Annotated in this window: 18 protein-coding genes; 9 read left to right on the top strand and 9 right to left on the bottom strand. The window is 63.8% G+C overall.

Features of this window, described 5'->3' with window-relative positions; all coding sequences use genetic code 11:
- Positions 1 to 10: 10 nt before the first annotated feature.
- The gene (gene treR, locus ACUXVH_RS12995) at positions 11 to 715 is read right to left on the bottom strand and encodes a trehalose operon repressor (protein ID WP_065365256.1); all 705 of its coding nucleotides are present in this window, start codon (positions 713 to 715) and stop codon (positions 11 to 13) included.
- A 229-nt stretch (positions 716 to 944) separates the two neighbouring features.
- On the opposite strand from treR, the gene treP reads away from it, so the two are divergent.
- The 7 genes from treP to tadA all read left to right on the top strand — a co-directional run bounded on the left by treP (position 945) and on the right by tadA (position 10,409).
- Positions 945 to 2,387 carry a PTS system trehalose-specific EIIBC component gene (gene treP / locus ACUXVH_RS13000; RefSeq protein ID WP_011063187.1) on the top strand — a complete coding sequence of 481 codons (1,443 nt, stop codon included), beginning with the start codon at positions 945 to 947 and terminating at the stop codon, positions 2,385 to 2,387.
- Between the two features lie 60 nt (positions 2,388 to 2,447).
- A complete protein-coding gene (treC, locus tag ACUXVH_RS13005) occupies positions 2,448 to 4,097 on the top strand; it encodes an alpha,alpha-phosphotrehalase (protein ID WP_065365257.1) in 1,650 nt (549 codons plus the stop codon).
- A gap of 134 nt (positions 4,098 to 4,231) precedes the next feature.
- Positions 4,232 to 5,455, top strand: coding sequence for a maltoporin (locus tag ACUXVH_RS13010; RefSeq protein ID WP_065365258.1), 1,224 nt, complete (start codon positions 4,232 to 4,234; stop codon positions 5,453 to 5,455).
- 60 nt (positions 5,456 to 5,515) lie between these two features.
- Positions 5,516 to 8,053 carry a phosphoenolpyruvate--protein phosphotransferase gene (ptsP, locus tag ACUXVH_RS13015; RefSeq protein WP_123397313.1) on the top strand — a complete coding sequence of 846 codons (2,538 nt, stop codon included), beginning with the start codon at positions 5,516 to 5,518 and terminating at the stop codon, positions 8,051 to 8,053.
- A 2-nt stretch (positions 8,054 to 8,055) separates the two neighbouring features.
- Positions 8,056 to 8,346 carry a PTS transporter subunit EIIB gene (locus tag ACUXVH_RS13020; protein ID WP_065365260.1) on the top strand — a complete coding sequence of 97 codons (291 nt, stop codon included), beginning with the start codon at positions 8,056 to 8,058 and terminating at the stop codon, positions 8,344 to 8,346.
- A gap of 198 nt (positions 8,347 to 8,544) precedes the next feature.
- On the top strand, positions 8,545 to 9,921 hold the full coding sequence (locus tag ACUXVH_RS13025; RefSeq protein WP_065365261.1) for a multicopper oxidase family protein: 1,377 nt from the start codon (positions 8,545 to 8,547) through the stop codon (positions 9,919 to 9,921).
- Positions 9,921 to 10,409 (top strand): tRNA adenosine(34) deaminase TadA, encoded by a 489-nt coding sequence (gene tadA, locus ACUXVH_RS13030; protein WP_011063181.1) that lies wholly within the window; start codon positions 9,921 to 9,923, stop codon positions 10,407 to 10,409. Before ACUXVH_RS13025 ends, tadA begins: the two co-directional genes overlap by 1 nt.
- Before the next feature lie 144 nt (positions 10,410 to 10,553).
- On the opposite strand, the gene cmoB is transcribed toward tadA, so the two are convergent.
- From cmoB to lon, 5 genes are all read right to left on the bottom strand, one after another.
- Positions 10,554 to 11,510, bottom strand: a complete 957-nt coding sequence (cmoB, locus tag ACUXVH_RS13035) for a tRNA 5-methoxyuridine(34)/uridine 5-oxyacetic acid(34) synthase CmoB (protein WP_065365262.1) — start codon at positions 11,508 to 11,510, stop codon at positions 10,554 to 10,556.
- Positions 11,507 to 12,250 (bottom strand): carboxy-S-adenosyl-L-methionine synthase CmoA, encoded by a 744-nt coding sequence (gene cmoA, locus ACUXVH_RS13040; protein ID WP_019093109.1) that lies wholly within the window; start codon positions 12,248 to 12,250, stop codon positions 11,507 to 11,509. The genes cmoB and cmoA overlap by 4 nt, the downstream gene beginning before the upstream one ends.
- A 168-nt stretch (positions 12,251 to 12,418) precedes the next feature.
- Entirely contained in the window at positions 12,419 to 13,054 is a 636-nt protein-coding gene (locus ACUXVH_RS13045; protein WP_011063178.1) for a lysoplasmalogenase, read from the bottom strand.
- Between the two features lies 1 nt (position 13,055).
- Positions 13,056 to 13,448, bottom strand: coding sequence for a protease inhibitor I42 family protein (locus tag ACUXVH_RS13050; protein WP_011063177.1), 393 nt, complete (start codon positions 13,446 to 13,448; stop codon positions 13,056 to 13,058).
- A 160-nt stretch (positions 13,449 to 13,608) separates the two neighbouring features.
- Positions 13,609 to 16,029, bottom strand: a complete 2,421-nt coding sequence (lon, locus tag ACUXVH_RS13055) for an endopeptidase La (protein ID WP_065365263.1) — start codon at positions 16,027 to 16,029, stop codon at positions 13,609 to 13,611.
- A 458-nt stretch (positions 16,030 to 16,487) separates the two neighbouring features.
- Here lon and ACUXVH_RS13060 point away from each other — a divergent pair, with 458 nt between their 5' ends.
- Positions 16,488 to 18,830, top strand: a complete 2,343-nt coding sequence (locus ACUXVH_RS13060; RefSeq protein ID WP_445495032.1) for a putative bifunctional diguanylate cyclase/phosphodiesterase — start codon at positions 16,488 to 16,490, stop codon at positions 18,828 to 18,830.
- 36 nt (positions 18,831 to 18,866) lie between these two features.
- On the opposite strand, the gene ACUXVH_RS13065 is transcribed toward ACUXVH_RS13060, so the two are convergent.
- Both ACUXVH_RS13065 and ACUXVH_RS13070 read right to left on the bottom strand, forming a co-directional pair.
- Positions 18,867 to 19,298 (bottom strand): hypothetical protein, encoded by a 432-nt coding sequence (locus tag ACUXVH_RS13065; RefSeq protein ID WP_011063174.1) that lies wholly within the window; start codon positions 19,296 to 19,298, stop codon positions 18,867 to 18,869.
- Positions 19,299 to 19,500: 202 nt separating this feature from the next.
- Positions 19,501 to 20,118 carry a LuxR C-terminal-related transcriptional regulator gene (locus ACUXVH_RS13070; RefSeq protein ID WP_015636859.1) on the bottom strand — a complete coding sequence of 206 codons (618 nt, stop codon included), beginning with the start codon at positions 20,116 to 20,118 and terminating at the stop codon, positions 19,501 to 19,503.
- A 145-nt stretch (positions 20,119 to 20,263) separates the two neighbouring features.
- Here ACUXVH_RS13070 and ACUXVH_RS13075 point away from each other — a divergent pair, with 145 nt between their 5' ends.
- The gene (locus ACUXVH_RS13075) at positions 20,264 to 21,922 is read left to right on the top strand and encodes an ATP-binding response regulator (protein ID WP_065365264.1); all 1,659 of its coding nucleotides are present in this window, start codon (positions 20,264 to 20,266) and stop codon (positions 21,920 to 21,922) included.
- On the opposite strand, the gene ACUXVH_RS13080 is transcribed toward ACUXVH_RS13075, so the two are convergent.
- Entirely contained in the window at positions 21,900 to 22,547 is a 648-nt protein-coding gene (locus tag ACUXVH_RS13080) for a carboxypeptidase-like regulatory domain-containing protein (protein ID WP_026019976.1), read from the bottom strand. The two genes, ACUXVH_RS13075 and ACUXVH_RS13080, sit on opposite strands and share 23 nt — an antisense overlap.
- Positions 22,548 to 22,579: the final 32 nt, after the last annotated feature.

A 22,579-nucleotide genomic window follows, 5' to 3' on the forward strand; every position in this document is an offset into this window, starting at 1 on the left:
AGGGTGGGGCTTAGCGCCGCGCCACGTCGGAGAAGTAGAACTTGTCCAGGGTGTGCCGTGATTCGGTGTACTCGAACTGGCGCCCGTCCTGCAGAAAGGTCTGGTTGCTCACCACGATCACGTGGCTCTGGCCGTCCAGGTCGAGCAACTGCTGGTCGTCCTTGCTCCGCGGGCTGGCCTCGATGGTGCGTTGGGCGTAGCTGATGCTCAATTGCAGGGTTTGTTCGATGTAGGCATAGATCGACTGCTCGGCGATCTGCCGGTCCAGCCCTGGAATCAGATCGGCGACAAAGTGGTTGATGTCGAGAATCACCCGTTTGCCGTCAATGCGCCTGACCCGCTTGATCCGGGTGATCAGGCTGCCTTCTTCGGCTTGCAGATGGGCCCGCAGCGGGCCTTCGAGAGGAAACTGGCTGAACTCCACCACCTCGGTGCTGACGTCATCCCCCAGGCCTGGATAGGTTTCCTGGAAGCTGACGATGCCGCCCAGTTGGAACTCGATGGGATTGGGCGAAAGCACGAAGGTGCCCTTGCCGTGGATCTTCTGCGCGAAGCCGCGCTCCTGCAGCAGTTCGATGGCCTTGCGCACGGTGCCGCGGCTGGCCTGGTAGCTGTCCATCAGTTCGCTTTCCGAAGGCAGGCGGGCGCCACGCTCCAGACCTTCGGTGGTGATGCTGGCAAGCAGATCGCTGTAGATCTGGTTGTATTTGCTCATGGGATGGCTCTGTGCCGCGCTGTGCTCAAGGCAGGCACCTTAAGGGCTGCGCGGGGTATTTGTCCATGTACCTGGCAGGCCGGAGTCGGCTCGGAAAAGCACATTTCGAGCGTTGGCTCGAAGAAAAATCCAAACTCGTCTGTACGAGTTGTTGATTTAACTCGTACAGACGAGTAGTTTCCTCCTCGGCGTGCTGCCAATAACAAAAATCTCAGGTGGAAGAACGAGCATGAGCCACGACTATTCAACGATCGCCAGCGAGTTGCTGCACAGCCTCGGTGGCGCCGACAACCTCGAGCAGGCTGCCCATTGCGTGACCCGCCTGCGCCTGGCCCTGAAGGACCCGAGCCGGGTCGACAGCGCCACGCTCAACCAGATCGACCTGGTCAAGGGATCGTTCTTCACCGGTGGCCTGTTCCAGGTCGTGATCGGCCCCGGCGAAGTGGAAAAGGTCTATGCGGCGCTGCGTGAGCAGACTGGCCTTGCGGCCTCGACCATTGCCGATGTGAAGGACAAGGGCGCGCAGAAGACCCACGCCATGCAGCGCCTGGTGCGGGTGTTCTCCGATGTGTTCATGCCTATCCTGCCGGCCCTGATCATCGCCGGCCTGCTGATGGGGGTGAACAACCTGCTGGGTGCCAAGGGCATGTTCATCGAGGGCCAGACCCTGCTTGAGGCCTACCCGGGCCTGGACGGGCTGTGGAGCCTGATCAACCTGATGGCCAACACTTCCTTCGTGTTCCTGCCGGCCCTGGTGGGCTGGTCGGCAGCCAAGCGCTTCGGCGGCAGCGAGATCCTCGGCATCGTCCTGGGGCTGATGCTGGTGCACCCGGACCTGCTCAACGCCTGGAACTACGGCAAGGCCGTGGCCGGGCTGGATGGCCAGAGCCTGCCGTACTTCGACATCCTCGGCCTGTTCCAGATCGAGAAGGTCGGCTACCAGGGGCAGATCCTGCCGATCCTGCTGGCAGCCTATGTGATGAGCGTGATCGAAAAATGGCTGCGGGCCCGGGTGCCCAACGCCATTACCCTGCTGGTGGTGCCCATCACCACCATCGTGGTCACCGGGGTGCTGGCTCTGGCGATCATCGGCCCGGTGACCCGCCATCTGGGGATCCTGATCACCGAAGGCGTGGTCACCCTGTTCGACCTGGCGCCGGTGGTGGGTGGGGCGATCTTTGGCCTGCTCTATGCGCCGCTGGTGATCACCGGCATGCACCACATGTTCCTGGCGGTCGATCTGCAACTGATCTCCACCCAGGGCGGCACCTTTATCTGGCCCATGATCGTCATGTCCAACCTGGCCCAGGGCAGCGCGGCCCTGGCGGTGTTCACCATGAGCCGCAATGCCCGGGACCGCAGCATGGCTTCGACCTCGGCGATCTCGGCCTATTTCGGCATCACCGAGCCGGCGATGTTCGGCGTCAACCTGCGCTACAAGTTTCCGTTCTATGCCGCGCTGATCGGTTCGGCCCTGGGCAGCATCTTCCTCTCGCTGAACAAGGTCCAGGCCTCGGCTATCGGCGTCGGTGGGCTGCCGGGGTTCATCTCGATCATTCCGCAATACATCCCGATGTTCGTGATCGGCATGGTCGTCGCCCTGGTGGTGCCTTTCGTCCTGACCTGCGGCCTGAGCCTGAAGATCATCCGTCCCGGCTACCGAGTGGCCTGACCGGCCCTGCAGGAGCCGGCTCGCCGGCGAATGCCCTCGCACTTTCCAAAGGATTCCCCCATGCAAGACTGGCAGCGTTCGGTGATCTACCAGATCTATCCGAAAAGTTTTCACAGCCACCAAGGGCAGGCCACCGGCGACCTGCTGGGAGTGGTGGACAAGCTCGACTACCTGCACTGGCTGGGGGTCGATTGCCTGTGGTTGACCCCGTTCCTGCGTTCGCCGCAACGCGACAACGGCTATGACATCAGCGACTACTACGCCATCGACCCCAGCTACGGCAGCATGGCCGACTGCGAGTTGCTGATCGCCGAGGCCGGCAAGCGCGGGATCAAGCTGATGCTGGACATCGTGGTCAACCACACCTCCATCGAGCACGCCTGGTTCCAGCAGGCCCGCAGCAGCCTGGACAACCCCTACCGGGATTTCTACATCTGGCGCGATGAGCCCAACAACTGGGAGTCCAAGTTCGGCGGCTCGGCCTGGGAATACGAAGCGCAGACCGGCCAGTACTACCTGCACCTGTTCGACCACACCCAGGCCGACCTCAACTGGGACAACCCACGGGTGCGCGCCGAAGTCTTCAAGATGATGCGCTTCTGGCGGGACAAGGGCGTCGGCGGCTTTCGCCTCGACGTGATCAACCTCATCTCCAAGCCTGCGGACTTCCCCGAGGACCAGAGCGATGGCCGGCGCTTCTATACCGATGGCCCGAACGTTCATGAGTACTTGCAGGAAATGCATCGGGAAGTGTTCGCCGGCCATGACCTGGTGAATGTCGGCGAGATGTCGTCCACCCGCCTGGAACACTGCATCCGCTACTCGAACCCGGAGTCGAAGGAGCTGTCCATGACCTTCAACTTCCATCACCTGAAGGTGGATTACCCCAATCAGCAGAAGTGGCTGCGAGCCGATTTCGACTTCCTCGAGCTCAAGCGCATCCTCTCCGACTGGCAAACCGGCATGCAGGCCGGTGGCGGCTGGAATGCGCTGTTCTGGTGTAACCACGACCAGCCCCGGGTGGTATCGCGCTTTGGCGACGACGGCGAACACCGTGTGGTGTCGGCGAAGATGCTGGCCACCGCATTGCACCTGCTGCAGGGCACGCCCTTTGTCTATCAGGGCGAAGAGCTGGGCATGACCAATCCGCATTTCCAGCGCATCGAGCAGTATCGCGACGTCGAGACCCTGAACATCTACCGCCTCAAGCGCGAGGCCGGTGAAGAGCCGCAGGCCATCATGGCGGCGATCCAGCAGAAGTCCCGGGACAACGGGCGTACGCCAATGCAGTGGAATGCCGGGGCCAATGCCGGTTTCAGCAGCGGCACCCCCTGGATCGAGGTTGCGGCCAACGCTGGCCAGATCAACGTCCAGGCACAGCTCGACGACCCGCAATCAGTGCTGCACCACTATCGCCAATTGATCGCGTTGCGCCGTGAGCAGGGTTTGATCCAGCACGGCGTCTATCGCCAATTGCTGCCCGAGCATCCGCAGGTCTGGGCCTACGTGCGGGAAGGGCAGGGCGAGCGACTGCTGGTGGTGAACAACTTCTACGGTTCGCCGTGCGAGGTTGAATTGCCGCAGGAGGTCATCGAGCCGGGCATGCAGCAGCGTCTGCTGATCAGCAACTACCCGGGGGATGGCGCCCGCAGCCGGCATTTGCGGCTGCGGCCCTATGAGTCCTTCGTCCTGCACCTGACCGACTGCTGACAATCCTCGCAGAAGCTGCCGGGCGGTTTGCCTCTGCCGTGAATGCGCTGTTGCAGATACAGCGCAGGGCTTCGTTCGTCGGCAAGCCGGCTTCTGCGGATCGAAATATCACAATAAAAATAATGGGGTGGCTTATGAAAACAACAATAAATCGCGGCCTGGCGGCGTCCTGCCTGTGCCTGGCATTGCCCTTTCCGGCCCAGGCCCTGGAGTTCGCCGGCTACCTGCGCAGCGGCCTTGGCACTTCGGTCAACAGCGGCCCGCAATCCTGCTTTCAGCTACCCGGCGCGCCTTCCAAGTACCGCCTGGGCAACGAGTGCGAGCAGTACGCCGAGCTTGAGCTGCGCCAGGACCTGTACACCCTGGAGGACGGTTCGGTACTCAGCGTCGACGGCATGGCTTCGCTCTACAACCGCTACGACCGCAACCTGACCTTCCAGGGCGAAAACGGCTCGGCGCGCATGCCGCAGATGTACGCCCAGTGGTCGAACCTGCCCAGCCTCAATGGCGGCTCGCTGTGGGCCGGGCGCCGTTACTACAAGCGTAACGACATCCATATTTCCGACTTCTACTACTGGAACCAGAGCGCCACTGGCGGCGGGGTCGAGGACGTGCGCATCGGTGATTTGAAATACAGCTACGCCTTTTCCCGCAAGGACAACCTCTACCAGAAGCAGGCCGTGAGCCGTCACGACTTCAACGTTGCCGGTTTCCAGACCAACCCCGGCGGCGAGCTGGAGCTGGGCCTGAGTTACCTGGAAAAGCCCGATCGCCGTGGTGCCCACAATGGCTGGGCGATCACCACCCAGCATGTGCAGAAAGACTTTTTTGGCGGCAAGAACAAACTGGCCCTGCAATACGGTGAGGGGCCTGGTGCCGGCCTGGGCTACACCGGCAATCCCTACCTGGATGACGGCAACAAGAGCTATCGCCTGGTGGAGTTCTTCGATTGGCAGGTCACCCCGCGCTTCGGCGGCCAGGTAGAGGCGGTCTATCAGAAGGACATTCGCCCCGACGGCCAGGACCAGAACTGGATCTCCCTGGGTGTGCGCCCGGCCTATGCCATCACCGAGCAGTTCAAGCTGGTGACCGAGTTTGGTCATGATCAGGTGGAGGCGCCCGGTGGCACCCGCAAACTCAGCAAGTTCACCTTCGCGCCCACCTGGTCGCCCAAGGGGCCGGAGTTCTGGGCGCGGCCCGAGGTGCGCCTGTATTACACCTATGCCAGTTGGAACGAGGCCGCCAAACGCGCGGCCAACGAACTGGCGGCCGGCTCCGCGCTGTCCGACAGTGGTGTCTTCGGCACTGCCCGACACGGGGCGAACGTCGGTTTGCAGGTCGAGTACTGGTGGAAATAAGCGATGCTGTCGGGGCTCGCGCTCCATCGGCACTTCAAGGAATCATTAGCAGGTGACGTCATGGCCATAACCCAACCCTTGCAATTGCTCGCGCCCCTGTCCGGGGTGCTGCTGCCCCTGGACCAGGTTCCGGACCCGGTGTTTTCCAGCCGGGTGATCGGCGACGGCGTGTGCATCGACCCGACTTCCCAGACCCTCTGCGCACCTCTGTCCGGGGTGATCAGCAACCTGCAGCGCAGCGGCCATGCGGTGAGCATCACTGGTGAACAGGGCCAGCAGGTGCTGATGCACATCGGGCTGGATACGGTGAACCTCGCGGGCAAGGGCTTCACCTGTCTGGTCGAGGAGGGTCAGCAGGTCTCGGCAGGCCAGCCGCTGATCGAGTTCGATGCTGATTATCTGGCCCGGCACGCGCGCAGCCTGTTGACCCTGATGCTGGTGGTCAGTGGCGAGGCGGTGACGGGGCTGGTGTCCGGCAGCCTGCTGGTGGAGCTGGGACAGCCGGTGTTGCAGATCGAGCCCGCCTGCGCAGAGGAGGGGGCCAAGGTCGAGGGCGCTGAAGCAGAGGCGCTGTTTTCCAAACCGCTGATCCTGGGCAACCCACAGGGGCTGCACGCACGTCCGGCGGCGTTGCTGGCCCAGGCCGCCAAGGGCTTTGCCGCGAATATCTGCCTGCACCGGCGCCAGGACTCGGCCAATGCCAAGTCCCTGGTGTCGATCATGGCGTTGCAGACGGTGCAGGGCGATGTCTTGCAGGTCAGTGCTGCGGGTGCGGATGCCGAGCAGGCGATCCAGGTTCTGGTGGAGCTGCTGGCCTCGGGTTGTGGCGAGAACGTCAGTGCTGCGGCGCCGAGTCCTGAGCCAGTAGCGGCGCGGGATGAGTCGTTGGAGACGGTTCTGCGGGGTGTCTGTGCGTCACCGGGTTCGGCGGTCGGCCAGGTGGTCCATGTAGCTGAGCAGCGCTTGCAGATAAGCGAGTGGGCGGTGAACCCGCAGCAGGAGCGCGAAGTCCTTGAGCAGGCCTTGCGAGAGGCGGTGCGGGGCCTGCAACAGCTGCGGGACAATGCCCCGGGTGAAGCACAGCAGGAAATCTTCCGCGCCCACCAGGAACTCCTCGACGACCCGAGCCTGTTGCAGCAAACCGAAGCCCTGATCGTCACCGGCAAGAGCGCCGCCTTTGCCTGGAACAGTGCCATCGAGGTTACCGCCGAGCTGTTCAAGGGCCTGGGCAGCACGCTGCTGGCTGAACGCGCGGTGGATCTGGCGGACGTCGGCCAACGGGTGCTCAAGCTGATTCTCGGGGTGCAAGAGCATGCCGTGAGCTTGCCGGACCAGGCCATTCTGATTGCCGAGCAACTGACCCCCTCGCAGACCGCCAGCCTGGACACGGCCAAGGTGCTGGGGTTTGCCACCGTCGGCGGCGGCGCCACCAGCCACGTGGCGATTCTCGCCCGAGCCCTGGGCCTGCCGGCGATCTGTGGGCTGTCGCCCCGGGTCCTGTCCCTGGCCAACGGCACCCGGGTGCTGCTGGATGCCGATCGCGGAGAACTGCATACGGACCCTGACCCGCAACGCTTGCAGCAACTGGAGGCCCTGCGTCAGCAGCAACGCCTGCGCCAGCGTCAGGACCTGGCCCAGGCGGCGCAACCGGCGGTGACCCGCGATGGTCATCATCTGGAGGTCACGGCCAACATTGCCTCTCTGGCGGAGGCCGAGCAGGCCATGAGCCTGGGAGGCGAGGGCGTCGGCCTGTTGCGTTCGGAGTTCCTCTACCAGGACCGCAGCCACGCCCCCAGCCTGGAGGAGCAGGCCGAAACCTATCGGGCCATCGCCCAGGCCCTGGGCCCTGAGCGCAATCTGGTGGTACGCACCCTGGACGTGGGCGGCGACAAGCCCCTGGCCTATGTGCCCATGGACAGTGAAGCCAACCCCTTTCTCGGCCTGCGGGGCATCCGCCTGTGCCTGGAGCGTCCCGAACTGCTGCGGGAGCAGTTCCGGGCGATTCTCGCCAGCGCCGGGCAGGCACGCCTGCACATCATGTTGCCCATGGTCAGCCAGCTGGCGGAGCTGCGTCAGGCGCGGCAGCTACTGGATGACGAGGTTCGGGCCCTGGGCCTGGCGGAAAGGCCCAAGTTGGGCATCATGATCGAGGTGCCTTCTGCGGCCCTGATGGCAGATCGCTTTGCTCCGGAGGTGGATTTCTTCTCCATCGGCACCAACGACCTGACCCAGTACACCCTGGCCATGGACCGTGATCATCCGCGCCTGGCCAGTCAGGCCGACAGCTTCCACCCGTCGGTGCTGCGCCTGATCGCGCGAACGGTGCAGGCCGCCCATGCCCACGGCAAGTGGGTCGGAGTCTGTGGTGCACTGGCGTCCGAAACCCTGGCAGTGCCGCTGTTGCTGGGCCTGGGGGTGGACGAACTGTCGGTGAGCGTGCCGTTGATTCCGGCCATCAAGGCTCGGGTACGCGAGCTGGATCTGAGCGAATGCCAGGCGCTGGCAGCTCGGATCATCGATCTGGAGGACGCGGTTCAGGTACGTGAATACCTGCACAAGCAGCAAGTCGCAGCCGATTCACTGGTTCTGGAGAACTGAAAATGTTCGAGAAATTGCAACGCGCGTTCTGGAAAGCCCTGACCCCGGATCTGATCCCTGATCAGCCGAAGGCCCCCAGGGCCAACGGCAATGTTCTGAATGACGCAATGCTGACGGCGCTGGGTGGCAGCGCCAACATCAAGAGCCAGCAACCCCTGGCCCTGACCCGTCTGCGCCTTGAGCTGCATGATCCGCAACTGCTGGACAGCAGCGCCCTGCGCGTGGCGGGGGTACCGGCGGTGATGCCCCTGGCCGGTGGCGTGGTGCACCTGCTGTTGGGGTTGCAGGGCTGAGGGGCCTGTTCGCCGGCCAGCCGGCTCCTACAAGAGCAACGGGCTTGCCAGCGAGCAGACTCTCGAAAACACCCATCGTTTCCCCGTATCGCCTGCGTCCCGTCGCCGCGCCGGCCTTACTGTTTCTCAACTGCGGGTGTATCGTATTCGCCTTTTGCGGGCCTGGGCCCGCGGCTGATACGTGAGGTAGTTGAGTCCATGTCCTTTACCCGTCGACAAATACTCGGTGGTCTGGCCGGTCTGGTAGTGGTGGGTGTGGGGGTGGGCGGCGCATCGCGTTATTGGCTGGGAAAGATGGCTGACGCTGAGGCGGGGCACGATTACGAGCTGATCGCCGCGCCACTGGACGTGGAGCTGGTGCCTGGGCACAAGACCGAGGCCTGGGCCTTCGGACCATCGGCACCGGGCACCGAACTGCGGGTACGTCAGGGCGAGTGGCTGCGGGTACGCTTCATCAACCACCTGCCGGTGGCCACCACCATCCACTGGCACGGCATCCGCCTGCCCCTGGAAATGGACGGCGTGCCTTACGTCTCGCAACTGCCGGTGCTGCCCGGCGAATACTTCGACTACAAGTTCCGCGTGCCGGATGCCGGCAGCTACTGGTATCACCCCCATGTGAACAGCAGCGAAGAACTGGGTCGCGGCCTGGTGGGCCCGCTGATCATCGAAGAACGCGAACCCACCGGCTTCAAGTACGAGCGCACCCTGAGCCTGAAAAGCTGGCACGTGGATGAAGAGGGCGCGTTCATGCCCTTCAGCATCCCTCGGGAGGCGGCGCGCGGTGGTACGGCCGGGCGCCTGTCCACCATCAACGGTGTGTCCCAGGCAGTGATCGACCTGCCGGCCGGGCAGATCACCCGGGTGCGCCTGCTCAACCTGGACAACACCCTGACCTACCGCATCAACATCCCGGATGTCGAAGCGCAGATCTACGCCCTGGACGGCAACCCCATCGAACCGCGCCCCTTGGGCAAGGAATACTGGCTGGGCCCGGGCATGCGCATCTGCCTGGCGATCAAGGCGCCGGCGGCCGGTGTGGAGTTGTCCCTGCGCAACGGACCGGTGCGCCTGGGCACTTTGCGCTCGGTGGCCAACAACGACGCGCCCACCCAGTGGCCCGCTGCCTTGCCGGCCAACCCCGTGGCCGAGCCGGATCTCGACAACGCCGAGAAGCTCAACTTCAATTTCGAATGGGTTGGCTCGGTCTCGGTGAACGTGGACAATGGCAAGCCGCCCAGCCTGTGGCAGATCAACGGCCAGGCCTGGGACATCACCGACAAGACCTGCGCCGACCGCCCGATTGCCACCCTGAAAAAGGGCAAGAGCTACATTTTCGAATTGAAGAACATGACCCAGTACCAGCACCCGATCCACTTGCACGGCATGAGCTTCAAGGTCATTGCCTCGAACCGCAAGAAGATCACCCCCTACTTCACCGACACCTACCTGTTGGGCAAGAACGAGCGCGCCCGGGTCGCCCTGGTGGCGGATAACCCGGGGGTCTGGATGTTCCACTGCCACGTGATCGACCACATGGAAACCGGCCTTATGGCCGCCATCGAGGTGGTGTGATGCGCCAGATACGCCCGGCGCCGATCATCGACCGCAGCCGCGACCAGGACTTCATGCGTGAAGCCCTGGCCCTGGCCGCGCAGGGCGCTGCCCTGGGCGAGGTGCCGGTTGGCGCGGTGCTGGTGCTGGATGGGCAGGTCATCGGCCGTGGCTACAACTGCCCCATCAGCGGCAGCGATCCCAGCGCCCACGCCGAGATGGTGGCGATCCGCGAAGCGGCCCAGGCGGTGAGCAACTATCGCCTGCCCGGTAGCACTCTGTACGTGACCCTTGAACCTTGCAGCATGTGCGCCGGGCTGATCGTCCATTCGCGCATTGCCCGGGTGGTGTACGGCGCACTGGAACCCAAGGCCGGCATTGTGCAGAGCCAGGGGCAGTTCTTTACCCAGGGGTTTCTCAACCATCGAGTGCTGTACGAGGGCGGGGTGCTGGCCGAGGAGTGCGGCACGGTGCTGAGCGAATTCTTCAAGGCGCGTCGAGCGCGCTGATCGCAAACCGGTTCGCGGCCTACACAAAACCGTAGGAGCCGGCTTGCCGGCGAAGAGGCCCTTGAGCCTTGCGCCGCTCTGGCGGGCGCCTTCGCTGGCAAGCGGAACGCCGCCCGGCCAGCTCCTACGGGGGGGAAGGCGGCGTTATTTCTTGGCAACTATCACCGCACGCATCGGCGCCGGCAGGCCCTCGATGGTCTTGCTGTGATCGTTGGGGTCCAGGAAGTCGCTCAGGGACTGATACTTCATCCACTCGGTGCCGCGCTGTTCCTCGATGCTGGTCACGCTCACATCCACGCAACGCACATCGCTGAAACCGGCCCGTCGCAGCCACAGTTCCAGGGCCGGTACGGACGGCAGGAACCATACGTTGCGCATCTGCGCGTAGCGATCTTCCGGTACCAGCACCTGATGCTGGTCGCCTTCCACCACCAGGGTTTCCAACACCAGTTCACCGCCCTTGACCAGGCAGTCCTTGAGCGCCAGCAGGTGCTCGATGGGCGAACGGCGGTGGTAGAACACCCCCATGGAGAACACCGTGTCGAAGCCTTCCAGGTTGGCCGGCAGGTCTTCGAAGGGGAAGGGCAGGTGCCACACCGAAGGCTCCGACAAGTAACGCTGCACCGCCTGAAACTGGCAGAAGAACAGCCAGTTGGGGTCGACGCCGATCACGCTGTGGGCGCCGGCGCCAAGCATACGCCACATGTAGTAGCCATTGCCGCAGCCGACATCGAGGATGCGCTTGCCCTCAAGGTCCAGGTGCGGAGCGACCCGCGACCACTTCCAGTCCGAACGCCATTCGGTGTCCACGTGCACGCCGAACAGGTCGAACGGGCCCTTGCGCCACGGCGACAGGCCCATCAGTGCGGTGCGCATCTGCGCCCGAGTGGCGTTGTCGCAGTCGGTGTCCAGGCGCAGGCCATTGATCAGGTCGATTTCGCTGGGCTGGATCTTCGGCAATGCATCCAGGGCGCTTTGCCAGCGCTCCAGGTCGCCATGGCCTTTTTCCATCTTGGCGTCGAGCTGGGCTTGCAGCCCATTGGCCCAGGTGGCCAGGGGCGTACCCGCCAGACGGCGAGCGAGGGGGGACAGATCAATCATGGCAGGGCAATCAACGAGGCAAAGTTAAGGCATTGGAACCACGGCACGACTTTCGAGAACCCGGCAGCCAGCAGGCGTTCGCGGTGTTCTTCGAGGCTGTCGGGCTTCATGACGTTTTCGATGGCACTGCGCTTCTGGGCGATTTCCAGTTCGCTGTAGCCGTTGGCGCGCTTGAAGGCGATGTGCAGGTCGGTGAGCAGGGCGTGTTCCTGGCCATCGTTGAAGCGCAGCTTCTCCGAGAGGATCAGCGCGCCACCGGGTAGCAGTGACTGGCGGATGCGCCCCAGCAGGGCCAGACGCTGCTCGGGGGCGATGAACTGCAGGGTGAAGTTCAGGGCCACCACCGAGGCCGGCTGGAATTCCAGGGCCAGGATATCGCCCTCGATCACCTGCACCGGCAGCAGCTCCTGGAACATCGAGTCCTGGCCGTTGAGGTATTCCCGGCACCGTTCGACCATGGCTGCGGAGTTGTCCACCGCGATGACCCGGCAGCCATCCGTGCGCACATGGCGGCGCAGGGCCTGGGTCACTGCCCCCAGGGAAGAGCCCAGGTCGTAGAGCACGCTGTTGGGCTGGGCGAACTGCGCCGCCAGCACCCCGAGGTTCTCGACAATGGTCGGGTAACCCGGCACCGAGCGCTTGATCATGTCCGGGAACACCCGCACCACATCCTCGTTGAAGGCGAAGTCGGGCACCTGGGCCAGTGGCTGGGCGAAAAGGCGGTCGGGTTCTTTGCTCACGGCGGTTCCGGCGATGGAGATAAAAAGAGGGCGGCATTGTAGCCGCTGCCGCAGGCTGCGATAAGGCCCGCAGGGCCTTCAGGGGCGCAGGGCGACGCAAGGTGTGGTCCTTTCGCCGGCAAGCCGGCTCCTACGGAGAGTAGGGACCGGCCTGCCGGCGCAGGCGGCTCAGCGCGGCTTCTGGCTGAACGCCGAAGCGGCAATGCCCCACTGGCCCAGCCAGTAGAAAATGATGATCAGGTAGGGCGCGGCGTCGAAGGCCAGCACGAAGCGGCTGATGCCGATCAGGCTGTCGGAGAAGGCAAAGCTCAGGGCGCCCAGCGCTGCCAGTACCGCGGACCGCGTGGGCACCGCTGAGCCGAGGCGTGCCAGGGCGCGCCAGAGCATGGCGCTGATGGTCAGGGCGTAGACGATCACCGGCACCAGCAACGGCCCCAGGCCGTGGGAGATCAGGATGCTCAACAGCACCGCGCCAATGGCCAGTGCCACCAGCAAGGGCAGCAGCGCCGGGCGCCGGCAGTCACTGAGGTAGGCCTTGAGGTAGGCCAGGTGCGCCACCAGGAAGGCTCCGAGACCGAACACGAACAGGTCCGTGGGCCAGGCCAGCAGGACATCCCCCAGCACCGAGAACAGCAGGCCGATGATGATCCAGCGCCGGTAGTCCCCGGGCGGTGCATCGTGCAGCCAGCCCAGCAGGGCCAGCACCGGCAGTGGCTTGACCAGCAGGCAGAGCAGGGTGGCATGCACGCTGACGCCGTAGAGGAAGGTCGCGGCGCCCATCAGCGCCAGTATCAGCCAGCCCATGTCAGTTCACCGTGATCGAGCAGTCGAAGGCCTTCACCGGGGCCTCTTCCGGTGCCCAGGGTTGCTGGTAGGTCAGCAGCAGCCGGCCCTGGCCGCTGGCGAAGGCCTGGAAACGCCAGGTCGACTGCCCGCCACTGCCCACCAGGCCGGTGTCTTCGGGGTTGCTGTAGACCTCGGGGCTGACCTTGCGCAGGATGCCGCCGGCCGAATCCTGGATCGCCCAGCGATAACCGGTGGTGGGGTTGCTTGGCAGGGTGAGGATCAGGTTCTGCCCATTGTGCAGTTGCAGCGGGCATTCACTCTGGTTTTCAACGGTGACGTTCTGCTTGGGCTGGCTGGCGCAAGCGGTCAGCAGGGCGAGGCTGAGCAGGGCAAGAAGGCGGGGTGTGGGCATGGGTCAGGAAGCTCCGATCATTCATGACGAACGGCGAGCATAACTGAAGATGATGGGCGGTGTGGGGAGGGGAATAAAGGTTGGCGGTTATGGCCTGTTCGCCGGCAAGCCGGCTCCTGCGAGGGGGGGCCCTGCAGGAGCCGGCTTGCGGCGAAAGGGGTTAGAACAGCACTTTGGCCACGTCGGCAAAACGCTTGGCAAAATGCACGGTGATGCCTTCCTTGAGGTAGTCCGGCAGTTCTTCGAAATGCCCGCGGTTGGGCTCCGGCAGTATCAGCTCGTGGATCTTTTGGCGCCGCGCGGCGATGACTTTCTCGCGCACCCCGCCAATGGGCAGCACGTGGCCGGTGAGGGTCAGCTCGCCGGTCATGGCCACGCCTTTCTTCGGCGGCTGGTTGCGCGCCAGGGACAGCAGGGCGCTGGCCATGGTCACCCCGGCACTGGGGCCGTCCTTGGGGGTGGCGCCTTCGGGAACGTGCAGGTGGACGAAGGCTTCGTCGAAGAACTTGCTGTCGCCGCCGAATTGCTTGAGGTGCGAGCTGACGTAGCTGTAGGCGATCTCCGCCGATTCCTTCATCACATCCCCCAGTTGCCCGGTGAGCTTGAAGCCGCGGTTGTGGGTGTGAATGCGCGTGGCCTCGATAGGCAGGGTGGCGCCGCCCATGCTGGTCCAGGCCAGGCCGGTGATGACCCCGGTGCCGCTCAGGACCTGCTCGTTACGGAACACCGGCATGCCCAGGGAAGCCTCCAGGTCCTTGGGCGCGATCTTGATCGTGGCGTCCGGCTCGTCCAGCAGCTTGACCACGGCCTTGCGTACCAGCTTGCCCAGTTGTTTCTCCAACTGGCGCACCCCGGCTTCCCGGGCGTAGCCATCGATCACCGTGCGCAGGGCGCTGTCGCTGATGCTCAGGCTGGTCTTGGTGACACCGGCCTTTTCCAGCTGCTTGGGCCACAGGTGGCGTTTGGCGATGGCCAGTTTTTCTTCGGTGATGTAGCCGGACAGGCGAATCACTTCCATACGGTCCAGCAGCGGGCCGGGAATCGAATCCAGGGTGTTGGCGGTGCACACGAACAGGACCTTGGACAGGTCCATGCGCAGGTCCAGGTAATGATCGAGGAAGTCGACGTTCTGCTCCGGGTCCAGGGTCTCCAGGAGGGCCGAGGCCGGGTCGCCCTGGTAGCTCTGGCCCATCTTGTCGATCTCGTCGAGCATGATCACCGGGTTCATCACCTCCACTTCCTTGAGGGCCTGCACCAGCTTGCCCGGCTGGGCGCCGATGTAGGTGCGGCGGTGGCCCTTGATCTCGGCTTCATCACGCATGCCGCCGACGCTGAAGCGGTAGAACGGCCGCCCCAGGGATTCGGCGATGGATTTGCCGACGCTGGTCTTGCCGACACCGGGTGGGCCTACCAGCAGCACGATGGAGCCGCTGATCTCGCCCTTGTAGGCGCCCACCGCGAGGAATTCGAGGATACGGTTCTTGATGTCGTCGAGCCCGGCGTGGTGCTTGTCCAGCACCTTGCGCGCGTGCTTGAGGTCGAGCTTGTCGTCGCCGAAGACACCCCAGGGCACGGCCGTGGCCCATTCCAGGTAGTTGCGGGTAACCGCATATTCCGGCGAGCCGGTCTCCAGGATCGACAGCTTGTTCATTTCCTCGTCGATGCGTTTCTGCGCCTGGGGCGGCAGCACTTTGCCAGTCAGGCGCTGTTCGAACTGCTCCAGGTCGGCGCTGCGGTCATCCTTGGTCAACCCCAGCTCCTGCTGGATCACCTTGAGCTGCTCCTTGAGGAAGAACTCGCGCTGGTGCTCGCCGATCTTGCGGTTGACCTCGGCGGAAATCTCTTTCTGCAGGCGCGCCACTTCGACTTCCTTGCGCAGCATCGGCAGGACTTTTTCCATGCGCTTGAGCATGGGTACGCAGTCCAGCACTTCCTGCAGTTCGTTGCCGGTGGCGGAGGTCAGGGCGGCGGCGAAGTCGGTCAGGGGCGACGGATCGTTGGGGCTGAAGCGGTTGAGGTAGTTCTTCAGCTCTTCGCTGTACAGCGGGTTGAGCGGCAGCAACTCCTTGATCGCATTGATCAGCGCCATGCCGTAGGCCTTGACCTCGTCGGTGGGCTCGCTGGGCTGATGGGGGTACTCGACCTCCACCAGGTAGGGCGGACGATGGTGCTTGAGCCAGGTGCGGATGCGCACCCGGGTCAGGCCCTGGGCAACGAACTGCAGCTTGCCGTTTTCACGGCTGGCGTGATGGACCTTGACCAGGGTGCCGTACTCCGGCAGCGCGGAGGTATCGAAGTGCCGCGGGTCCTCCTGCGGGGTGTCCATGAAAAACAGGGCAAGGGAGTGATGCTCGGATTTGCTCACCAGTTCCAGGGTTTCGGCCCAGGGCTCTTCATTGACGATGACCGGCAATACTTGCGCAGGAAAGAAGGGACGATTGTGAATCGGGATGATGTAGACCTTGTCCGGCAGATTCTGTCCGGGCAGGGCCAGGCCGGTGCCATGGGCAGCCTGGTGTTCGGTGTTTTCCGGATCGACGTAGTCACGTGGATCTTCGGGAAATTCTTGCTGGTCGCTCATGGAGGCTCCTGCGCGATGGACTATGCAGCTTAGATGGGGCAGGTCGCCGCGGGTTTCAATGGGGGACTGGTTTCAGCGTTTTTCCGAAGCGGTGGGAAATGCCGCTGCATCGCCCCTTGCCCTGGCAGAGAAGCGTTGCATAGCCGCGGTCTAGGCTGTTCTTGCTGCATGCCTGGGGGTTTTTGCGAAGGGATTCAAGCTCACTTGAAGGGGCTGTTTGACATGGGTTGTCAATAAAATGACTGCGATGTCACCTGTTTTATTGCGTGATCTTGTGTAATTTGAGGATTAATCTGATTGCCCGGAATGCCGGAATGAAGCTGGCATTTATTTGACGCGCGCATTCAGCTTCTCAGAGGGATGGGTATGAAGAAGGGATTTTTCAGCTTCCGGCAGGGGTTATCCGCGTTGGCCTTTTCAAGGCCCGCCGGGGACTTGGAGCGACTGAGAGCAGCCTTATGAAGTGGCGCCGAACCTTTCAGGCAAGGATTGTCGGGGTGCTGGCGCTATTGCTGTTGGTATTGATTGCCGCGGTGTATTTCGCGGTCAAGACCGCCACTACCCAAGCGGTGGAGCGCCAGGCGCAATTGCAACTGAAGATCGGCACCCGGGTATTCGAACGGCTGCTGGACTTGCGCGGTCGCAACCTGCAGTACGGTGTCGACTGGCTGGTGGTGGATTCCGAGTTTCGCCGGGCGGTGCTCAGCGGCAAGCCGGTGGATATCCTTGCCGCCCTGGCCCAGCATAGCGGCGGCATCCGTTCCAGCGAGATGTTCGTGCTCAGCCCCGAGGGCCGGGTCATCGCCAGCACCCTGCCGGTGATCGCCCGGGACCAGCACTTTCCCTACGACCAGGCCCTGCGCCGGGCCATGCGGCACAACACCCACATGCTCTTCGTCGCAATCAAGGGCCGGCCCTATCTGCTGGTCCAGGGGGAAGTGCTGGAGTCGCTACCCATCGCCCGGGTAGTGATGGGCTTTCCCATGGATGAGCTGTTTGCCCAGGAACTGCGCTCCATGAGCAACCTGGAAGTGTCGTTTCTGACGGTCGATGGTCAGCATCCCGGCGAGCTGTTCAGCACCCAGCCGGAGTTCTTCTGGTCGCCCATCATCAATGTCCTGGCCGACTCCCTGTGGCAATCCCTGCCGCAGTTGAGCGAGACCCATGGCCAGCGTTTCCTCAACCAGGCCTTGCAACTGGCCAATACCGGGGATGCCGGCGATCCGCGGGTCATGGCCTTGCTGCAAAGCCCCCTGGAGCAGGAGTTGCAGGCCTTTGCCCCGCTGGACCGGGAGTTCATGTGGATCGCCATGGTGGCGCTGGTGGTCTCCCTGGTCTGCGCCCTGCTGATGGCGCGGCGGGTATCGCGGCCCCTGGAAGACCTGGCCCAGGCGGCAAGACGCATCGGTGCCGGTAACTATCAGGCCCCGGTAACCATCAAGCGCAGCGACGAGTTCGGGGTGCTGGCAGATGCCTTCAACGCCATGCAGAGCGCCATTGCCACCCGCGAACGGCAACTGGCCCACAACGCTCTGCATGATCCGCTGACCGGGCTGCCGAACCGGGCCCTGGCCATCGAACGCCTGACCAAGGCCATTGCCGCCCGGCGCAATGTGGTGCTGCTCTACCTGGGCATCGACAACTATCGGGCGATCAACGAAGGCTTTGGCACAGAAGGCCTGGACCAGATGATGGGCGAGCTCAGCCGGCGCCTGCGAGAAGTATTGTCCCAGGGCGATACGGCGGCCCGGATCACCGCCAGTGAATTCCTCCTGCTGCTGGAGAACACCGAACTGGACGGGGCCATGGCCATGGCTGACCGGCTGCATGACCTGCTCAGCCGGCCGCAACTGATCCAGGGCGATGAGGTGCGCCGGCAGATCTGCATGGGGATGGCGGTGTACCCCGCCGACGGCAAGTCCGCCGAGGAACTGATCAGCCGCGCCGCTATCGCCCGCCATGATGCTTCGCTCAAGCCCGGTTACTTGCAGGTCTACCAGCAGGACCGAGACCTGGCTCACCAGCGGCAGATCAGCCTGATCCGCGACCTGCGCCGGGCGGCCGCCGAAGGTGAGCTGTTCCTGTTGTACCAGCCCAAGCTCGATCTGCGCCGGGACTACCTGCACCAGGCCGAAGCCCTGCTGCGCTGGCAGCACCCGGTGTTCGGCGTGGTCTCGCCGGCGGAATTCATTCCCCTGGCCGAGCGCACCGGCAGCATGCACAGCCTCACCGCCTGGGTCATCGAAGCCTGTATCCGCCAGCTGGCGGAGTGGAACCGCCGGGCCCTGCCCGTACGCCTGTCACTGAACATCTCGGCCAGCGACCTGGAGGACGACGGCCTGGAGGTACGGGTCAGCGATTACCTTGAGGGCTATCAGGTGGCAGCCGAACAGTTGGTGTTCGAGATCACCGAGAGCGCCATCATGCGCGACCCGGAGCAGGCCCTGGCCGTGCTGCAACGCTTGCGCGGCTGCGGCATCAGCCTGTCGGTGGACGATTTCGGTACCGGCTATTCATCCCTGGCGCAGTTGCAGCGCCTGCCGGTGCAGGAACTGAAGATCGACCAGTCGTTCATCCGCAATCTGGATGAAACCAGCGGCGATGCGGTGATCGTGCGTTCCACCATTGAAATGAGCCACAAGCTGGGGCTCAAGGTGGTGGCCGAAGGCGTGGAATATGAGCATTGCCTGAAATTGCTGGAAAGCTGGGGCTGCGACACGGTGCAGGGCTATCTGATCAGCCGACCGTTGCCGACCGAGGCCTTTGAGCGCTGGCTGGTGAACTCCCGGGTGTCGAGCTGAAAGCTGGATGGCCGAGGGGCCATCCAGGGGGCGCGCTCAGGGAGCGGCGGACTCGGCCTTGGTCAACAGGCTTTGCAGCTCGGGCTCTATGCCTTCCTCACTGAGGTTGTCCATGATTTCCAGGATGCAGGGCGCATAGCGGGGCTCGATGGCCGCTTCCGACCAGTCCAGTTCATAGATCGCCATGACCCTCACGTCCAGGTAGGGCGAATCCACCAGCAGGCGTTTCAGCAGCTCGATGGCCGGCGGGCTGCGCAACTCTCCCAGGGACACCGCGCAGCGGTGCTGCCAGTACTCGGGGCGCGACAGCAGGGTTTCGCCGAGGCGTTGCCATTGCGCCGGGGTAAAGGCGTGGAGGACTCCCTTGGCCACCTGCTCGGTGGTGTATTCGTTCCAGTTGGCGGCTTCCGAGTCACCGAACCAGTGGTGTAACCGTTCAAACAACTCATCACGCTTATCCGTACTCATGATGTCTTTCTCCTGCGAGGGCGGTCGCGCCAGCACGCTGTTCCTGGCGTGCCGCCCAATGCCATGGCGTTTATACCGGCGTGCCAGAACCGATGCTGCCTCATTTGCGCAGGGCTTCCCAGCATTAACGGCGCGCGCTGACCAACCGTGTCTTGGCATTCTGGTGCAGGCCGCCCGATAGCGCGGCCCCGATTGTCCCGGTTTACCAGGTGCCGGCGAACTTCACCGCCGCCGCGGCGCGCGACGGCACCTTGAGGGTATGCAGCAGGGAAGACACGTGGATGCGCACGGTGAACGGCGAGATATCCAGCTCTCGGGCGATTTCCTTGTTGGTCTTGCCCTGGGCGATCAGGCGCAGGACTTCCTGTTGCCGGGTGGTCAGCTGGCTTACTTCGGCGCAGGCGTCCAGGGGCAGCAGCAAGCCGGAAGGCGCGTACTTGACCACCACGTCGCCTTCGCGGATGGCCTGAATCGCCTGGCCGATCTCGTCCGGGCTGATGCTCTTGCCGATGAAACCGTCGGCCCCGGCGGCCATGACTTCGGCGATCAGGTCCTGGTTGTCGACCATCGACACCACGATGATCGAGGTGCGCGGCAATTGCTGGCGCAGGCCGGCAATCATGCTGACCGAGGTCAGGCCGGGAAAGCGCAGGTCGAGAATCAGCGAGTCCGGCTCCTCGCCGCTCTCGGCCAGGGCCATTACCGCAGCCAGGTCGCCGGCCTCTTCGAGCACGGCATCGGGCAGCAAGCGCTGGATGGTGCGCAGCATGCCTTCGCGAAACAACGGGTGGTCGTCGGCGACGATAATTCGGCATGTCATGTTTGAAACTCCTTGAAACATCCAGTCCTGTGGGCATGCTAACTTGGCGCACGGCGTTGTAACTGCCCGCTGGTCGTGTCCGATGGGCCAGTTTGCCGAACGGCAAAAGACCACGGCAGCGCATATTGCACAAGGAGGTGATTGCATGAAAGTTGAGAAAGACAGTGAACTCGATCAGGCCACCCTGCGGATTATCGTGGCCGGATGCGCCCTGGTCTGGTTTGGCGTGATCGGCTTCCTGCCGGGGCAGGATATGGATCCCTACGTGCCGGTGATGATCTACATTTCCCTGTTCATGCTGGGTTCGATCGTGCTGCGCATGGCCATTGCCCGTTGGCCCGGGCACTACCCGGCGCGGCGCATCCTGGGCATGGTCTATGACTACACCGGCACCTGTTACGGCCTGGTGGTAGGCGGCGAGGGGGCGCTGCCGATCTATGCGGTGATGGTCTGGGTCAACCTGGGCAATGGCATGCGTTTCGGCTCGCGCTACCTGGCCATCGCCACCGTGCTGGCGCTGTTCGCGCTGTTCATGGTCTACCTGCTGACCCCCTATTGGCAGGCCCAGCCCTACATGGTGCTGATGCTGATGATCACCAGCACGGTGATCCCGGTGTACGCCCACATCCTGCTCAAGCGCACCCGCCTGGCTTCGGAAGAGGCGATTGCCGCCAACCTGGAAAAGTCCCGTTTCCTGGCCCAGGCCAGCCATGACCTGCGCCAGCCGATCCACTCCATCGGCCTGTTCACCGCCTGCCTGCGCGAAGCCAGCCTGGGGGGGGATGAGCGGCGCCTGGTCGACAACATCGATCGTTCGCTGCTCAACGTCTCGCAGTTGTTCCGCTCGATCCTCGACCTCTACACCCTGGACAACGGGCGAGTGCAGCCCAAGTACGAAACCGTCCACCTGGGCGAACTGCTGCGCGACCTGGTGCGCCAGAATTCCGAGGCGGCGCGCTGGGCAGGTGTCGAACTGCGGCTGCGGCCCTGCGCCCATTGGGTGCGGGTCGATCCGGGGCTGCTGGCGACCATGGTGCAGAACGTACTGTCCAATTGCTTCAAGTACGCCGCGGAACGGCCGGTGCTGATTGGCGTGCGCCGGCGTGGCCAAGGCCTGGCCATTGTCATCTATGACCAGGGCCGGGGGATTGCCGAGGAGCATCTGCCGAAGATCTTCGATGAGTTCTACCGGGTTCGCCAGGTACGGGACAAGGACGTCGAAGGCGTCGGCCTGGGCCTGTCCATCGTCAAGCGCCTGGGGCAGATGACTGACCTGCAGGTGACGATTCGTTCGCGGGTCGACCACGGCACCACGGTCAGCCTGCACGGCCTGTCACTGGCCGCGCCACAGCGTTTGCACGGTCGTGACGAGGCGTTGCAGAGCGGCTTGCTGACCGGGCTGCGGGTCTGTCTGGTGGAGGATGACCGTAACGTGCTGCTGGCCACTTCGGCGCTGCTGGAGCGCTGGGGCTGCGTGGTCCAGGCCGAATCGAGCGGGGAGAACCTGCTGACCGATTGCGACATTATCGTCGCCGACTATGACCTGGGCACCCGGGCCTCGGGTATCGAATGCATCGACAGCATCCGTCAGCAGCGGGGCTGGGAAGTGCCGGCGCTGATCATCACCGGGCACGACATCGAGAAAATCCACGCCGCCCTGCACGACCGCAACATCGCCATCCTGTCCAAGCCGGTGCGGCCGGTGGAACTGCGCAGCACCTTGCGAGCCCTGCGCGAGGCACCGCTGGTGCCTGCCCACAGGGCTGCGGCGCCAGAGACAGTTACCAGGTCCGGCACGGGATAAGCAGGGGGTAGTTGGTCATGGTCAGCTTCTTGTTCTCGCCGCTGGCCAGTTCGACGAAGTCATCCAGCATGCCCGAGTACGAAGAGATCGAACTGCGCTCGGTGTAGTAGTGGGTGGTCACCGGCCCGTAGTTGGTGTTGCTCTGGCCGGTGCCCACGTACTCGTTCCAGCGGCTGGTGCCGTACACCATATCGTGGCCCTGGACGAAGTAGCGGCCCGGTTGCAGCCCCGTGAACTGGAAGATGCCGTTGCCGTCGGTGCGGGTCACCCGGTGCACGGCCAGGGCCTCGGGGACCATGCTCACCGGTGCGCCTTCGGGTTGGGACGCGCGCAACTTGTGCCAGGCCTGCAAGTGCGGGGTGGCCGGGTAGAGATAGATCTCGACGTTGCGGCTGTCTTCGATACCGTCATTGCCGACGATACAGAACTTGCCGGTGAGCGTTGCGGTGCCGGGTTGCAGCGCGGCGCGCGCGGCCTGGGTGTCGAAGGGCTCGTCGGGGTACTGCACGGTGGGAATCTTGACTGGCGGGTATTCGTCCAGGGTTCGCCCTTGGCGCGGCGCGCAGGCAATCAGGGTACAGGCGAGCAGGGCCAGGCCTGTCACCATGAAGAGACGGGGTTTCATCAACTCAGGACCTTTTCAGGAGGGAGCGGTGC

Source organism: Pseudomonas sp. 8(2025) (assembly GCF_052665325.1).

Bases quoted from the DNA above. Each gene is read 5' to 3' on its own strand.
- treR (WP_065365256.1), bottom strand. From the start codon at position 715: ATGAGCAAATACAACCAGATCTACAGCGATCTGCTTGCCAGCATCACC.
- treP (WP_011063187.1), top strand. From the start codon at position 945: ATGAGCCACGACTATTCAACGATCGCCAGCGAGTTGCTGCACAGCCTC.
- treC (WP_065365257.1), top strand. From the start codon at position 2,448: ATGCAAGACTGGCAGCGTTCGGTGATCTACCAGATCTATCCGAAAAGT.
- ACUXVH_RS13010 (WP_065365258.1), top strand. From the start codon at position 4,232: ATGAAAACAACAATAAATCGCGGCCTGGCGGCGTCCTGCCTGTGCCTG.
- ptsP (WP_123397313.1), top strand. From the start codon at position 5,516: ATGGCCATAACCCAACCCTTGCAATTGCTCGCGCCCCTGTCCGGGGTG.
- ACUXVH_RS13020 (WP_065365260.1), top strand. From the start codon at position 8,056: ATGTTCGAGAAATTGCAACGCGCGTTCTGGAAAGCCCTGACCCCGGAT.
- ACUXVH_RS13025 (WP_065365261.1), top strand. From the start codon at position 8,545: ATGTCCTTTACCCGTCGACAAATACTCGGTGGTCTGGCCGGTCTGGTA.
- tadA (WP_011063181.1), top strand. From the start codon at position 9,921: ATGCGCCAGATACGCCCGGCGCCGATCATCGACCGCAGCCGCGACCAG.
- cmoB (WP_065365262.1), bottom strand. From the start codon at position 11,510: ATGATTGATCTGTCCCCCCTCGCTCGCCGTCTGGCGGGTACGCCCCTG.
- ACUXVH_RS13045 (WP_011063178.1), bottom strand. From the start codon at position 13,054: ATGGGCTGGCTGATACTGGCGCTGATGGGCGCCGCGACCTTCCTCTAC.
- ACUXVH_RS13050 (WP_011063177.1), bottom strand. From the start codon at position 13,448: ATGCCCACACCCCGCCTTCTTGCCCTGCTCAGCCTCGCCCTGCTGACC.
- lon (WP_065365263.1), bottom strand. From the start codon at position 16,029: ATGAGCGACCAGCAAGAATTTCCCGAAGATCCACGTGACTACGTCGAT.
- ACUXVH_RS13060 (WP_445495032.1), top strand. From the start codon at position 16,488: ATGAAGTGGCGCCGAACCTTTCAGGCAAGGATTGTCGGGGTGCTGGCG.
- ACUXVH_RS13065 (WP_011063174.1), bottom strand. From the start codon at position 19,298: ATGAGTACGGATAAGCGTGATGAGTTGTTTGAACGGTTACACCACTGG.
- ACUXVH_RS13070 (WP_015636859.1), bottom strand. From the start codon at position 20,118: ATGACATGCCGAATTATCGTCGCCGACGACCACCCGTTGTTTCGCGAA.
- ACUXVH_RS13075 (WP_065365264.1), top strand. From the start codon at position 20,264: ATGAAAGTTGAGAAAGACAGTGAACTCGATCAGGCCACCCTGCGGATT.
- ACUXVH_RS13080 (WP_026019976.1), bottom strand. From the start codon at position 22,547: ATGAAACCCCGTCTCTTCATGGTGACAGGCCTGGCCCTGCTCGCCTGT.